The 13878-nt window shown below is 64.8% G+C and carries 17 protein-coding genes and 1 tRNA gene; 13 read left to right on the forward strand and 5 right to left on the reverse strand.

All coding sequences use genetic code 11. The annotated features are described in order from the left end of the window. Positions 1-3 precede the first annotated feature (3 nt). Entirely contained in the window at positions 4-978 is a 975-nt protein-coding gene (locus A6F65_RS07085; protein WP_169817013.1) for a PAS domain-containing protein, read from the forward strand. Here the strand turns inward: A6F65_RS07085 and gloB are convergent. Beyond that, positions 975-1730, reverse strand: coding sequence for a hydroxyacylglutathione hydrolase (gene gloB, locus A6F65_RS07090; RefSeq protein WP_067790263.1), 756 nt, complete (start codon positions 1728-1730; stop codon positions 975-977). The two genes, A6F65_RS07085 and gloB, sit on opposite strands and share 4 nt — an antisense overlap. A 161-nt stretch (positions 1731-1891) precedes the next feature. Beyond that, on the reverse strand, positions 1892-3601 hold the full coding sequence (gene rpsA, locus A6F65_RS07095; protein WP_067787215.1) for a 30S ribosomal protein S1: 1710 nt from the start codon (positions 3599-3601) through the stop codon (positions 1892-1894). 344 nt (positions 3602-3945) lie between these two features. Between rpsA and A6F65_RS07100 the strand changes: the two genes are divergently transcribed. After that, a complete protein-coding gene (locus tag A6F65_RS07100) occupies positions 3946-4437 on the forward strand; it encodes an Mpo1 family 2-hydroxy fatty acid dioxygenase (protein ID WP_067787216.1) in 492 nt (163 codons plus the stop codon). A 4-nt stretch (positions 4438-4441) separates the two neighbouring features. Here A6F65_RS07100 and A6F65_RS07105 read toward each other — a convergent pair whose 3' ends face one another. The 3 genes from A6F65_RS07105 to aroA all read right to left on the reverse strand — a co-directional run bounded on the left by A6F65_RS07105 (position 4442) and on the right by aroA (position 6803). Beyond that, positions 4442-5071 carry a (d)CMP kinase gene (locus A6F65_RS07105; RefSeq protein ID WP_067787218.1) on the reverse strand — a complete coding sequence of 210 codons (630 nt, stop codon included), beginning with the start codon at positions 5069-5071 and terminating at the stop codon, positions 4442-4444. Further along, the gene (locus tag A6F65_RS07110) at positions 5068-5322 is read right to left on the reverse strand and encodes a CBU_0592 family membrane protein (RefSeq protein ID WP_067787220.1); all 255 of its coding nucleotides are present in this window, start codon (positions 5320-5322) and stop codon (positions 5068-5070) included. The genes A6F65_RS07105 and A6F65_RS07110 overlap by 4 nt, the downstream gene beginning before the upstream one ends. Before the next feature lie 110 nt (positions 5323-5432). After that, positions 5433-6803: a 3-phosphoshikimate 1-carboxyvinyltransferase gene (aroA, locus tag A6F65_RS07115; protein ID WP_067787222.1), complete on the reverse strand. Its 1371-nt coding sequence runs from the start codon at positions 6801-6803 to the stop codon at positions 5433-5435. Positions 6804-6968: 165 nt separating this feature from the next. Here aroA and A6F65_RS07120 point away from each other — a divergent pair, with 165 nt between their 5' ends. The 11 genes from A6F65_RS07120 (at position 6969) to rplS (ending at position 13759) form a co-directional block, all read left to right on the forward strand. Beyond that, entirely contained in the window at positions 6969-7298 is a 330-nt protein-coding gene (locus A6F65_RS07120) for a TIGR02300 family protein (RefSeq protein WP_067790266.1), read from the forward strand. 353 nt (positions 7299-7651) lie between these two features. Continuing rightward, positions 7652-7727 (forward strand) — tRNA-Ala (locus tag A6F65_RS07125). A gap of 183 nt (positions 7728-7910) precedes the next feature. Then, positions 7911-9371, forward strand: coding sequence for a signal recognition particle protein (gene ffh / locus A6F65_RS07130; RefSeq protein WP_067787224.1), 1461 nt, complete (start codon positions 7911-7913; stop codon positions 9369-9371). Between the two features lie 33 nt (positions 9372-9404). Beyond that, positions 9405-9929: a 30S ribosomal protein S16 gene (gene rpsP, locus A6F65_RS07135; RefSeq protein WP_067787226.1), complete on the forward strand. Its 525-nt coding sequence runs from the start codon at positions 9405-9407 to the stop codon at positions 9927-9929. 17 nt (positions 9930-9946) lie between these two features. Further along, the gene (gene rimM / locus A6F65_RS07140; protein ID WP_067787228.1) at positions 9947-10441 is read left to right on the forward strand and encodes a ribosome maturation factor RimM; all 495 of its coding nucleotides are present in this window, start codon (positions 9947-9949) and stop codon (positions 10439-10441) included. Continuing rightward, complete coding sequence (locus A6F65_RS07145) at positions 10438-10725, forward strand: hypothetical protein (protein ID WP_067787231.1); 288 nt, start codon at positions 10438-10440, stop codon at positions 10723-10725. The genes rimM and A6F65_RS07145 overlap by 4 nt, the downstream gene beginning before the upstream one ends. Before the next feature lie 33 nt (positions 10726-10758). After that, positions 10759-11715 carry a carbon-nitrogen hydrolase family protein gene (locus A6F65_RS07150; protein WP_067787233.1) on the forward strand — a complete coding sequence of 319 codons (957 nt, stop codon included), beginning with the start codon at positions 10759-10761 and terminating at the stop codon, positions 11713-11715. Beyond that, positions 11708-12004: a hypothetical protein gene (locus A6F65_RS07155; RefSeq protein WP_067787235.1), complete on the forward strand. Its 297-nt coding sequence runs from the start codon at positions 11708-11710 to the stop codon at positions 12002-12004. The genes A6F65_RS07150 and A6F65_RS07155 overlap by 8 nt, the downstream gene beginning before the upstream one ends. Before the next feature lie 151 nt (positions 12005-12155). After that, positions 12156-12533: a hypothetical protein gene (locus tag A6F65_RS07160; RefSeq protein ID WP_157093085.1), complete on the forward strand. Its 378-nt coding sequence runs from the start codon at positions 12156-12158 to the stop codon at positions 12531-12533. Positions 12534-12545: 12 nt separating this feature from the next. Next, positions 12546-13385, forward strand: a complete 840-nt coding sequence (gene trmD / locus A6F65_RS07165; RefSeq protein ID WP_067787240.1) for a tRNA (guanosine(37)-N1)-methyltransferase TrmD — start codon at positions 12546-12548, stop codon at positions 13383-13385. A 5-nt stretch (positions 13386-13390) separates the two neighbouring features. Continuing rightward, positions 13391-13759, forward strand: a complete 369-nt coding sequence (gene rplS, locus A6F65_RS07170) for a 50S ribosomal protein L19 (RefSeq protein ID WP_067787242.1) — start codon at positions 13391-13393, stop codon at positions 13757-13759. Positions 13760-13878 lie beyond the last annotated feature (119 nt).

The following is a 13878-nucleotide window of genomic DNA, read 5'->3' on the forward strand; positions in this document are numbered from 1 at the left end:
GCAATGCTGGACCAGAGCACCGACTGCGTGAAGCTGGTCAATCTGGATGGCTATCTCGAATACATGAACGCCAATGGCCGCGCGGCCATGGAGATCGACGACTTTTCGGGTGTTGCAGGTACGGCGCTGACCAGCCTGTGGCCGGCGTCGAGTGCAAAGCGCCTGTCCCTCGCCATCGAACGCGCCAGCAAGGGCGACAAGGATCGCTTCGAAGCCTTCTGCCCCACGGCCAAGGGCAATGACCGCTGGTGGGACGTGTCTGTGTCGCCTGTGCGCAATGACGGCGAAGTCAGCCGTATCCTGATATCCTCGCGCGATGTGACCGACAGGCACCTTGCGGAGCGTGACAGCGAGACTCGCCGCGAAGCCGACATCTCCGCCAGGCAGGACCGCATCGTCGCGGGCGAGCTGGCGCATAAGGCCCGCAACCAGATCGCGGTCATCACCGCCCTCACGCGCCTGACCCTGCGCGGCGATCCCGCGCTTGAAGACGGGGCAAAGCGGCTGATCGAGCGGATTACGCACCTAGGGTTAGCCATCAACGCGCTGGTCGGCACGGAAGGCAAGTCTGCCCGGCTGCTGGAAGATATCGTCTCTGCAGTGCTGGGCGATGGGGACGGCAGCGGACCCGTGATGATCGGCGCTATACCGCCCCTTTCCCTAACCGAGAACGATGTCCGGACCATGGCGCTGGTGCTGGGCGAGCTGCACTCGAACGCGCTGAAGCACGGCGCGCTGTCGCACGAGGGCGGTAGCCTTGTGCTCTATTTCGATCCTGTGCCGGGCGGCGTTCGCATGCGCTGGAAGGAAACCGGCATGGCCGATTGCCGTGAGCCATCGCAGCTGGGCACGGGCAGCGACCTGATCCGCCGCATGACGATGGGCCAGCCCAAGGCCGGGACTTTCGAATGGGAGCCGGACGGGCTCTATTTCGAGATGATTATCAACGCCAGCAGCCCGCCGCCGCGCGCAGGCTAAAACGCGTCCTTTGCGGCCCTGAGCGCAGCAAAGGTCTCGTGCGGCTGCTCGCCGCCCCATTTCTCACGCATCTCCGCAGCGTCCGCTCGCAGGAACGGGTTGGTCGCCAGCTCGCGTTCCAGCGTAAAGGGCACGGTGGGTTCGTTCCGCTCGCGCCTATTGGCGATGTCCTGAGCATATTCGGCAAGCGCCGCGTTATCCGGGTCTGCGTGGAGCGCGAAGGCGGCGTTGGCCTGCGTGTACTCATGCGCGCAATAGAGCGTGGTCTCCGGCGGGAGTGATTTCAGCCGCTGGAGGCTCGCCCAGAATTGCGGCGGGGTGCCCTCGAACATGCGGCCGCAGCCCAGCGCGAAAAGCGAATCGCCGACAAAGGCGATGCCGTCGCCGGGCAGGTGGAAGGCCACATGCCCGTTCGTATGGCCGGAGACGTCGATCACATCCGCAATGTGCTGACCCAGGCTGACGCTATCCCCATCTGCCACGACGCGGTCGATGGGGGCGATGCGGTCGACTTCCTGCGGGGCAATGGTCCTCGCGCCTGTAGCCTCCACGATAGCCTTGTTACCGCCGGCATGGTCAGGATGCCAGTGGGTGTTCCAGATCTGCGTGATGCGCCAGCCCTTCGCCTCTGCCTGTCGCAGGTACTCAGCACCATCTGGCGTGTCGATTGCTGCGGTCTCGCCGCTGGCGTCGTCATGGACGAGGAAGCCGTAATTGTCGGACAGGCAAGGGAACTGGTGGATTTGCAGCATGGCTCGCAGCGTAAGCCAGCACTGCGCCATAGGAAAGGCCCGCCTGCTCGGGTGAGCGGGCGGGCCTTTCGCTTCAAGTGATCCCCGGCGAAGGCCGGGGTCTCACTCGAGATCGTTTTTGCGGCGTGAGGTCCCTGCCTGCGCAGGGCCCCGCACCCTGCTTAGTCGTCGGACTTCTTGAGCGCTTCGCCCAGGATGTCGCCCAACGACGCGCCGGAGTCGGACGAACCGAACTGTGCGACGGCCTGCTTCTCTTCGGCGATCTGGTGCGCCTTGACGGAGAAGTTGGGCTTCTTGGAACGGTCGAAACCGGTGACCATGGCGTCCAGCTTCTGGCCGACCTGGAAACGGTCGGGACGCTGTTCGTCGCGGTCGCGGCCGAGGTCGCTGCGCTTGATGAAGCCGGTCGCACCATCTTCGCCAACCTGGACTTCCAGGCCGCCGTCGCGAACTTCCAGCACGTTGACCGTAACCACTTCGCCGCGGCGCAGCGAACCGGCGCCAGCGGCACCTTCTGCACTCGGCGCACCCTTTTCGAGCTGCTTCATGCCGAGGCTGATGCGCTCCTTCTCGACATCGACGTCGAGAACGATGGCTTCGACTTCTTCGCCCTTGCGGTGCAGGGCCAGGGCGTCTTCACCCGAGATGCCCCATGCGATGTCGGACATGTGAACCATGCCGTCGACGTCGCCCGGAAGGCCGATGAACAGGCCGAATTCGGTGGCGTTCTTGACTTCGCCTTCGACCTTGGCGCCCACCGGATACTTCTCTGCGAAGTCGTCCCACGGGTTGCTCTGGGCCTGCTTGAGGCCGAGCGAGATGCGGCGCTTCTCGGCGTCCACCTCCAGAACCAGGACTTCAACTTCCTGGCTGGTGGAGACGATCTTGCCGGGGTGGACGTTCTTCTTGGTCCAGCTCATTTCGGACACGTGGACCAGGCCTTCGATGCCCGGCTCCAGCTCCACGAAGGCACCGTATTCGGTGATGTTCGTGACGGTACCGGTGACCTTGGCGCTGATCGGGTACTTGGCGCCAACGCCTTCCCACGGATCGCTTTCCAGCTGCTTCATGCCCAGGCTGATGCGCTGCGTTTCGGCATTGATGCGCACGATCTGCACGGTCACGGTCTGGCCGATTTCGATCATCTCGCTGGGGTGGTTGACGCGCTTGTAGCTCATGTCCGTGACGTGGAGCAGGCCGTCGATGCCGCCCAGGTCCACGAAGGCGCCGTAATCGGTGATGTTCTTGACCACACCGTCGATCACCTGGCCTTCGGCCAGCTTGTCGATCAGTTCGCTGCGCTGCTCGGCGCGGGTCTCTTCCAGCACGGCACGGCGGGAAACGACGATGTTGCCGCGCTTGCGGTCCATCTTCAGGATCTGGAACGGCTGCGGCATGTCCATCAACGGGGTGACGTCGCGCACGGGGCGGATGTCCACCTGGCTGCCGGGCAGGAAGGCCACGGCGCCGTCGAGGTCGACCGTGAAGCCACCCTTCACGCGGCCGAAGATGCGGCCTTCGACGCGCTTGCCTTCGCCGAACTCGCTTTCCAGCTTGTCCCAGGCGGCTTCGCGGCGGGCGCGGTCGCGGCTGAGCATGGCTTCGCCGTCTGCGTTCTCGACGCGGTCGACGAAGACTTCGACCTCGGAGCCGACTTCGAGGCCGTGCTCGTCGTCGTTACGCATGAATTCCTTGAGATTGATGCGGCCTTCACTCTTCAGGCCAACATCGATAACGGCCATGCCGTTTTCGATTGCGGTGACGGTTCCGTGCACCACGCGGCCTTCGAAGCCGCCGTCCTCGGCACCGCCGAGCTGTTCGTTGAGAAGCGCTTCGAAATCGTCGCGCGTCGGGTTGGCACTATCGGCCATAAGGGTAAGTCCTTCGATCGTTTTGCTACCGGCCACCGGTTTTTCCGGGGTCTTAAACCGTCTCCTGCACGATTGCAGGGCGAACGGGGCAAGAGGGCCGCGTTCCACGCAGGGGCCGGATGCCACCGCGCGGGTTCTATCAATCCGTACGATTGGTTGAACGGCCGCGCGCCTAGGCGAAACGGGCGCGCAAGGCAAGGCGTTTGCGCCATGCCGAGCGCCAAGTGTCACAGGTGTGACAGTGTACTGGTACGGAAAACCGTGGCGGGCGCGAAGGCGGGGCGCGTGCGTGTGCGAGACATGCCGGGTTCCATGCGCGCGGGTTTCTGGTGTAGGCAAGCTGCATGACACAGCTGGAATCGCTTCTTACAAAATACGCCGCCTATCACCGCGACCGGCGCAATATCGTGACGCACTTCATCGGCATTCCGCTGATCGTGCTGGCAGTGGTGGTCCTGCTGGCCCGCCCGACTTTCGAGCTGGGCGGCTTCACCTTGTGTCCCGCCGTCTTCCTGGCTGCCGCTGCGGCGGTCTGGTACCTGACGGTAGACTTCCGCCTCGGCATCGCGATGTTCGTCTTCCTGTCGCTGTGCGTGGCCATCGCCATCCCACTCGCCGCCGCCCCGACATCGGTGTGGCTGGGCAGCGGCATAGCCCTGTTCGTGGTGGGCTGGATCATCCAGTTCGTCGGCCACGGTTATGAAGGCCGTAAGCCAGCATTCCTCGACGATATGAAGAGCCTGCTGGTTGGCCCGCTGTTCGTGATGGCAGAACTCGCCTTCCTTTTGGGCATGCGCAAGGAATTGCAGAGCCGGATCGAGGCGGCCCACCCGTAAGGGGTCAGCCGCCGGTCGCGCGTCGTTCTTCCACCACTTCGATTGCCATCGCGATGGCTGCGTCCTTGCCCAGCTGCGTGGTGTCCAGGATCAGCGCATCGGAGGCGGGTTTCAGCGGCGCATCCTCGCGGTTCATGTCGCGCGCGTCCCGGCGGGCGATATCCGCCTCGATATCGGCCTGAGCCACGTCCAGCCCGCGGCCTGTCATTTCCTTCCAGCGCCGCTCCCCGCGTGCCTGCACGCTGGCGGTGACGAACAGCTTTACGTCCGCATCGGGCGCGATCACCGTGCCGATATCGCGCCCGTCCAGCACCGCGCCGCCCGGCTGCGTCGCAAAGGCGCGCTGCCGTTCGAACAGGGCCTGGCGCACGCTGGAGTGGACGGAGACACGGCTGGCTAGCCCGCCCGTTTCCTCGCTGCGCAAGGCATCGTCCAGCAACAGGCTGTCGGGAAAGCTGGTCGCTGCCAGCGCGTCGCCGCCATTGTCGGGATCGCCGCCATCCAGGAACACCTGCCGACCCACGGCGCGGTAAAGCAGGCCGGTATCGAGATGCGGCAGGCCGAAATGCGCGGCGAGTGCCTGCGCAATCGTACCCTTGCCGGATGCGGTGGGTCCATCGACGGCAATGATCATTTGGCTGCGCTCCTCGCCCGCATGGCCTTTACCAGCCCGAAAATCGCGATAGCCGCCCAGAAGCCTTCCAGCACCAGGCTGGGCCAGTTGGTGTGGACCAGCAGCGATATGGTCAGAAGCGCCGCGCCGGTCAGGTTGGTTGCGTGCAGGATGTAGGGGTTCGGCTCGTCCTTGATGGTCAGGTAGGCATAGGCACCGATGATGCACGCCGTGCCGACGAAGCCGATAAGCGAGAAGATATCGAGGGGCATGGCGGGGCCTTAGACCAAACCGTCATCCCAGCGAAAGCTGGGATCTCTGTCAGCCTGGTCCAGACCATGGGCAGATCCCAGCGTGCGCTGGGATGACGCAACTTGCCCAATCATCCACCCGCCGCCTGCGCCATTAGGTCCGAGAAATTGGGGAAGCTCGTCGCGATGGGACGGGTGTCGTCCACCAGCACGCCCTTGCGGCTGGCGAGGCCGGCCACCGCCATGCTCATAGCGATGCGGTGATCGAGATGTGTGGTGATCTCGGCCTCGCGCCCGGCGGCGGTGCTGGTGCCGGGTAGCGGATCCCCGCCGGTCCCTTCGATCACCAGGCCATCGTCGCGTTCCTCGACCTGCGCACCGGCCAGCCGCAGCGCGTCGGCCATGGCGGTGAGGCGATCCGATTCCTTGACCCGCAGCTCTTCCAGCCCGCGCGTGACGGTGGTGCCCTGTGCCAGCGCGGCGGCCACGAACAGGACAGGAAATTCGTCGATCATGGCAGGGGCGATTGCCGGATCGACCTCCACGCCGGTCAGCGCGGCATGGCGCACCCGCAGGTCCGCCACCGGCTCCCCGCCGACTTCGCGCCGGTCCAGCTCTTCCACACTCCCGCCCATCTGGCGCAGCACTTCAAACAGGCCTGCGCGGGTTGGATTCAGGCCGACATTCTCGATGATGAGGTCGCTGCCGGGCACCACGCTGGCCGCGACCGCGAAGAACGCAGCGGAGGAGGGATCGCCCGGCACGGTGATGTCCTGCGGCTGCAGGTCCGCCTCGCCATGGATGGAGATGACGCGCTCCATCCCCTCAGCGCCATCCCGCTCTTCCACGTCCAGCTTCGCGCCGAAGCCGCGCAGCATGCGCTCGGTATGGTCGCGGGTCGGGACGGGCTCGATCACACCGGTGATGCCTGCGGTGTTGAGGCCCGCGAGAAGCACGGCGCTCTTCACCTGCGCGCTGGCGACCGGCAGACGATATTCGATCGGCACGGCGGGATGCGCACCGCGCAGCATCAGGGGCAGGGTGCCGCCCGGACTCGCCTCGAAAGCGGCGCCCATCTGCGAAAGCGGCTCTATCACGCGGCCCATCGGGCGGCCGGAGAGGCTGGCATCGCCGGTGAATACGGCGCAAATCCCGTGACTCGCGACAAGGCCCATCAGCAGGCGGGTGGAGGTGCCGGAATTGCCCATGGCCAGCGCGCCATCGGGCTGCAGCAGGCCGCCAACGCCCACGCCATTGATGTGCCAGGCGCCATCATCGCGGCGCTCGATGCTCGCGCCCATTGCCCGCAGCGCGGCCGCGGTGGCCAGCACGTCCTCGCCTTCCAGCAGGCCGGTCACGCGGGTTTCGCCCACGGCCAGCGCGCCGAACATCAGGCTGCGATGGCTGATGGATTTGTCGCCCGGCACCCGCACGCGCCCGGTCAGCGGCCCGGCAGGCCGGAAGCGGCGCGGTTGCGGTTTGCTGGCAGGATCGGCGGACAACGGTATGCTCCTTCAGGTCGGGCGCGCTTTGACAGCGCTATGGCCGTGTGGCAAGGCGCGCGCCGCTGACGTAGTGGCCCTTGATTTGATTGCTGGCCGCTCCCATCACAGAACTCGAATTTTTACAGGCGCGCGGCAAAGCGCGCCAGCATGAAGGACTTTACAATGGTCAAGGCGGAATGGGGCTCCAAGCGCACCTGCCCCAAGTGCGGCGAGCGTTTCTACGACCTGGGCAATGAAGACCCGGTCACCTGCATCGAATGCGGCAACGAATGGACGCCGGAACCGGTGCTGAAGACGAAGCAGCCGATCCCCTTCGAAGAAGAGAAGAAGAAGAAGGACGGCGAGGCCGATAGCGACCTGGCCGATGACGATCTGGAAGATATCGACGACGACGAGGAAAACTCGCCCGACGCCGATGTGGATCTCGACACCGGTGACGACGACCTTGGCGTGTCCAAGGGCAAGGGCGACGACGACAGCGACGATAATTGATTTGTCTTGAGAACCCGCCTTCGCGGGTTCATCCTCGGTGCTGTTCCCTCCGCCCGGCGTTGCCGGACTGCGGGGCACCTGCGGGCGGCCAGTCGGCCTTGCGGCTCGCTGATGGCGAACCGGATTCGCGCTGTCCATTTCGGCTGATCCGGCTTCGGTCGATGCAATCGACCGCAAGGGCGACCGCCCGCCCGGACCGGCCCCGTAGCGTAGCGAAGGGAACAGCCGGGAGGACGAAGCCGCGGAGGCGGCTTCATGAAACAAAAATACTTGCCTTGGCGGGCGGTGGCACATAAAGGGCCACCTCCCGCAAGGGTGGTGCCGCTTCGGCGGTGCCGAGACATCGATGGCGTGGGGCCTTAGCTCAGCTGGGAGAGCGCAACACTGGCAGTGTTGAGGTCAGCGGTTCGATCCCGCTAGGCTCCACCATCGAACCAAGACAAAGTCGGCTTTCCGCATCAGGAAGTCCGCACGCTGGCCGACGAGGTTTCGTCCGCCGGCGTTTTTCGCGTTTCAGGGAGTTTTCCAGAAAAAGTGCGCACCACTTTTTCGGTTCGGGAAGCGACCAGATTTCATGGCGGATCGTCCGCCGCACTGGAGTGACACGGGCCTATGTTCGATACGCTATCCGATCGCCTTACCGGGGTCTTCGACCGCCTGCGTGGGCGTGGTAGCCTGAACGAACAGGACGTGCGCGACGCGATGCGCGAAGTGCGCGTCGCGCTGCTGGAAGCGGACGTGGCGCTGCCCGTTGCGCGGTCCTTCATCGACAAGGTCACCGAAAAGGCTGTCGGCTCGCAGGTGCTGAAGTCCGTCACGCCGGGCCAGCAGGTCGTCAAGATCGTCAATGACGAGCTGGTCGCCATGCTGGGCGGTGAGGGCGAAGATGGCGCGCAGGCCGCGCCGCTGCTGCTGGATGCCAAGCCGCCCGTCGTCATAATGATGGTCGGCCTGCAGGGCTCCGGTAAGACCACCACGACCGCCAAGCTTGGCCGCCTGATCCGCGAGAAGCACGGCAAGAAGGCCCTGATGGCCTCGCTGGACGTCAACCGTCCGGCGGCGCAGGAACAGCTCAAGGTGCTGGGCGAGCAGGTCGATGTGGCCACTCTGCCGATCGTCGCGGGCCAGCAGCCGGTCGATATCGCCCGCCGCGCCATGGAAAGCGCGCGCCTGCAGAATTCCGACGTGCTGCTGCTGGACACCGCCGGCCGCCTGCATGTCGACGAAGCGCTGATGGCCGAGATGAAGGCCGTGGCCGGCGTCTCCGTCCCCACCGAAGTGCTGCTGGTGGTGGACAGCCTGACCGGCCAGGACGCGGTCAATGTCGCCAAGAGCTTCAGCGACGAGGTTCCGCTGACGGGCGTGGTGCTGACCCGGATGGACGGCGATGCGCGCGGCGGTGCGGCGCTCTCCATGCGCGCGGTCACTGGCAAGCCGATCAAGTTTGCCGGCACGGGCGAGAAGCTGGACGCCATCGAGGCCTTCCACCCCGGCCGCGTGGCCGACCGGATCCTGGGCATGGGCGATGTCGTCAGCCTGGTGGAAAAGGCCGCCGCCGTCGTCGAGAAGGAAGACGCGGACCGCCTTGCCAAGCGGATGATGCAGGGCAAGTTCGACATGAACGACCTGCGCATGCAGCTGAAGCAGATGCAGAACATGGGCGGGCTGGGCATGCTCGCCGGAATGCTGCCGGGCATGAAGAAGGCGAAGGCCGCGATGGCCGCCAGCAATATGGACGACAAGGTGCTGGTGCACATGGACGCCGTGATCGGCTCCATGACCGCGAAGGAACGCGCCAATCCCGCCCTGATGAATGCCAAGCGCAAGAAGCGCGTCGCGGCAGGCAGCGGCACATCCGTTCAGGAAGTGAACAAGCTGCTGAAGATGCACCAGGAAATGGGCCGCGCGATGAAGCAGATCAAGAAGATGGGCGGGCTGAAGGGCCTTGGCGCCCTGTTCGGCGGCGGTGGTGGCATGGGTGCAGGCATGCCCGGCCTGCCCGGTGGCCCCGATGCCGGTTTGCCGGGTGGCCAGCTGCCGCCCGAGATGCAAGATTTTCTCAAAAAGAAGTAATTTCAGATAGTTCGATTCGAAAGGTAAAGTATTATGGCAGTTGCAATCCGTCTCGCCCGTGGTGGCGCGAAGAAGCGTCCGTATTATCGCATCGTCGTGGCAGACAGCCGCGCTTCGCGTGACGGCAAGTATCTGGAGCAGATCGGGACCTACAACCCGCTGCTCGCCAAGGATGACGACAAGCGCGTCACCCTGAACGAAGACCGCGCCAAGTACTGGCTGGGCGTCGGCGCGAAGCCGTCCGACCGCGTGCTGCGCTTCCTCGACGCCGCCGGCATCATGGAACGCGCCGCTCGCAACAACCCCAAGAAGGGTGAGCCGGGCGAAGCCGCCAAGGAGCGCGCTGAGGAAAAGGCCGCCAAGGAAGCTGAAGCCGAAGAAGCCAAGAAGGCTGCCGACGAAGAAGCCAAGGCCGCAAGCGAAGCTCCCAAGGAAGAAGCTCCCGCTGAGGAAGCTCCGGCCGAAGAAGCTGCTGCCGAAGAAGGCGCTGCTGCCGAAGCTGCGGAAACCGCAGACGAAGCCAAGGAAGAAGCTTCCGAGGACAAGGCAGAGGGCTGAGCCCTCTCGCTTGACCCATGACAGGACGTACCAAGCCCCTCACCCTGGCCGCCATCACCGGCGCGCACGGGGTGGCGGGCGAGGTGCGCCTTAAGCTGCTGGGCGAGGGGCTGGACGCGCTGAAGGCTCACAAGAGCTTCAATGACGGCGCGCTGACCCTCACCGAGATCCGCAGCGACAACAAGGGCGGGGCCGTCGCCCGCTTCGCCGAATGCAGCGGCCGCAACGAGGCCGAGGCCCTGCGCGGCACAACCCTGACCGTCCCGCGCGAGGCGCTGCCGCCGCTGGAAGAGGGCGAATATTACCACGCCGACCTGCTGGGCCTCGCCGTCGTCACCGATGCGGGCGAGCCGGTTGGCAAGGTCGTCGACGTGCAGAATTTCGGCGCGTCCGACGTGGTCGAGATCGAAAAGCCCGACGGCAAGAAATTCATGGTCCCTCTGATCGACGCCGCCGTGCCCGAATGGGATGGCGAGCGGCTGGTCGTTAATTCCGGATTCGCCGAAGGGTGAGCACGCTTCTCACCCTGCTCGTGCTCGGGGTGCTGATAGGCGCGGTCGCTTCGGTGATTGCTTATGTGCTGATCCACGCCGCGCCCCGGCTTTCCCAGCGCGCTCGCCGGATTGCTGCGCCGATGGCGGCAGCTCTGCTGGTCATGATCCCCGCACTCAGCAATGCCATACCGGCCGGAGCGGGCGCGGTGGCGCAAGTGCTGCTGTTCGGCGGCGCTCTCGCTCTCGTATTCGGCTATCCCATGGTCCGCCTGTTCGAGCCCAAGCCGCGCGAGAAGGACTAGTGCGCGCCTGCTGCGCCGCCTAAGCCGGACGCCATGACCAAGCTAAATGTCGCCATCTGCCAGGCCGCGCCGATCCCGCTCGCCATCGATCATGGGATTGCGAAGGCGGTGAAACTCGCGCGCGAGGCCATCGAGGGCGGGGCGCAGCTTGTCGCATTCGGAGAGACCTTCCTCGGCGGCTACCCGCTCTGGCTGGACGAGGCGCCCGGCGCCGCGCTGTGGGACCATCCCGGCAGCAAGGCGCTGCACCGCATCCTGCTGGAACAGGCGGTGGTGGCGAATGACGAGCGGCTGCTGCCGCTTCAGGAGTTGTGCGATGAAAGCGGCGCGGTGATCTCCATCGGTGCGCATGAGCGGGTGCGGCAAAGCCTCTACAACAACCAGATGACCTTCCGGACGGGCCTGCCCGTGCTGGACCATCGCAAGCTGGTGCCCACCCATGGCGAGCGGCTCGTGTGGATGCGCGGCGATGGCTCCACGCTCGGCACGCACCAGGCGGAGTGGGGCCGCGTCGGCTCGCTCATCTGCTGGGAGCACTGGATGCCGCTGGCCCGCGCGGCGATGCACAACCTCGGCGAGAGCGTCCACGTCGCCGCATGGCCGACCGTGCGCGAGCCATATGCGCTCGCCAGCCGCCATTACGCGATGGAGGGGCGCTGCTTCGTGCTCGCGGCAGGGCTGGTTCAGGCGAGGGACGATTTGTTCGACGGGCTGGAGCGTGTCGGCGGCAATGCCGACGCGCACGAGCTGTTCGAGGCGATTGGCGCCGATGCACTCAATCGCGGCGGTTCACTGATCGCGGCGCCAGATGCGAGGGTCGTGGCGCAGGCGGGCGAGGGCGAGGCAATGCTGTTCGCAGAGCTCGATCTGTCCGAGGTCGAGGAGGGCTTGGCATCGCTCGACTCGGACGGCCATTACGCAAGGCCAGACGTATTCGAATTGCGCGTGGACACACGCGCCAAGCCCGGAGTGGACTGGACCGATGATTGACGATCCCCTTGCGATAACAGCGCTTTATGCCTCCGGCGCTGCCGCGCTCAGCCTCGCCATGGCGAAATTCTCGCCCAGCATCGGCCGCCGCCTGCGGCACCTGTTCTCCGGCTTCGCCCCGCTTGCCGGCCTCTACGGAGGCGTGATCGCGCGCGACGATGTAATCAGGCTGGATTTCGGCGACATCCTGTTTTCCGCTTTCCTGGTGCTGACCGGTGTGGCCGCATCGGTCGCCCTCACAGGCAACCGGTCGCGCGGCAAGAGGGAGCTGACGTCGGGGCAAGCTTGACGCGCGTGCGGCTGGCGCTTGCCAAGTGAACAGCGCTCGCACATTGCGCGTGCCATGACCTTCGCCGCGACGCTCCTAACGCTTCACACGGACATTTTTCTAAAGCCCTTTGGGTTGGCAATGCGTTGCGTCACGGAGTATGGCGCTTCGGGTGGAGAGATACATCCTAGCAGTTGCTGTAGGTTCTGACGAACCGACGAACCAATTTTGCTTCGATTGCTCGACTGAGACCTTCTTAAATCCGGAGATCGTGGCAATTTGGTTTGTCTTCTCGATGTTGATCGCGAGTCCAGCTGTTTTCTTCGGTATCGTCATTCACCGCAAATTGCACCGATTGCCCATGGTCGTTCGCGCGTTGCTTGTTGGTGTGAGCGTGTGCGTTCTCTGGTCCATCGTGTATGGTGCAGCATGGATCAGCTTAAATGCTGAGGTTTTCCTGTCCGGTTCGCTAATGGCTGCTGCCATATCATATTTCGACGGTGCGCGCGTGGACGCTGCTCGAGCAGCTACAAGATTTTCCGACTATTAATTGGGCAAACGAATGACCTTCGCCGCCACCATCCTCACCCTTTACCCGGACATGTTCCCGGGGCCGCTGGGGCTATCGCTCGCGGGCCGTGCGCTGGAGCGGGGGGACTGGTCTTGCGAGGCTGTCCAGATACGTGACTTTGCGACGGACAAGCATCGCACGGTGGACGACACGCCCGCTGGCGGCGGGGCGGGCATGGTTCTGAAGGCAGATGTGTTGGCGGCGGCGCTTGACTCGGTCCAACCACCCGCATCCGTTCGCCCTGAGCTTGTCGAAGGGCCGTCCTTCACTTCCAGCGCAGCGCAACAAGAAAAAAGCGGGGCTTCGACAAGCTCAGCCCGAACGGAAACCTACGTTGGGAGACCCATCCTCGCCATGACGCCGCGCGGGAAGCCTATCACGCAGGCCCGTATACGCGAGCTGGCGGCGGGGCCGGGGGCCATCATCCTTTGCGGCCGGTTCGAGGGGTTTGACGAGCGGATCTTCGCAGCGCGCGGCGTGGAGGAAGTCAGCGTTGGCGATATCGTCCTGTCGGGCGGGGAGCCTGCCGCGCTGATGATTCTGGACGCTTGCATTCGCCTGCTTCCCGGCGTAATGGGCGCGGCTTCCAGCGGGCATGAGGAATCGTTCGAGAACGGATTGCTCGAATACCCGCAATATACCCGACCATATGAATGGGAAGGGCGCACGATCCCTGAAGTGCTGCGATCGGGGGATCATGCGAAGATCGCTGCTTGGCGCAAGGCAAGGAGCGAGGAAGATACACGGTTACGCAGGCCGGACCTTTGGGATCGCCATGGTGGCGGTCGGGGCCAGCCTGCCTCTGGCGAGCAGTCGAAGAAGAAGGACTAGGGCATATGGGCCTGATCCAGGAACTCGAAGCCGAAGCCATCCAGGCACTCGGCAAGGACATCCCCGAATTTCGCGCGGGCGACACCGTTCGCGTGGGCGTGAAGGTCGTCGAAGGCACGCGTGAGCGTGTGCAGAACTTCGAAGGCGTCGTCATCGCCCGCTCCAACCGCGGCATGGGCAGCAATTTCACCGTGCGCAAGATGAGCTTCGGCGAAGGCGTGGAACGTGTGTTCCCGCTGTATTCGCCGATCGTCGACAGCATCACCGTGGTTCGCCGCGGCGTGGTGCGCCGGGCCAAGCTGTATTACCTGCGTGGCCGCACCGGTAAGCGTGCGCGCATCGCGGAACGCCGCGACAACACGCCGAAGAAATAAGCTTCGGCGCGTCCATTGAGACAACAGGAAGGGCGTCCCGGCAGCGGGGCGCCCTTTCTCTTTGGCTAGGCGGAGATACGGAGCCGGTGCTTAGCCCGCTGCGAGGGGCTGGCCGTCCA

The organism is Paraurantiacibacter namhicola (assembly GCF_001687545.1).
GTDB classification, from domain to species: Bacteria; Pseudomonadota; Alphaproteobacteria; order Sphingomonadales; family Sphingomonadaceae; genus Paraurantiacibacter; species Paraurantiacibacter namhicola.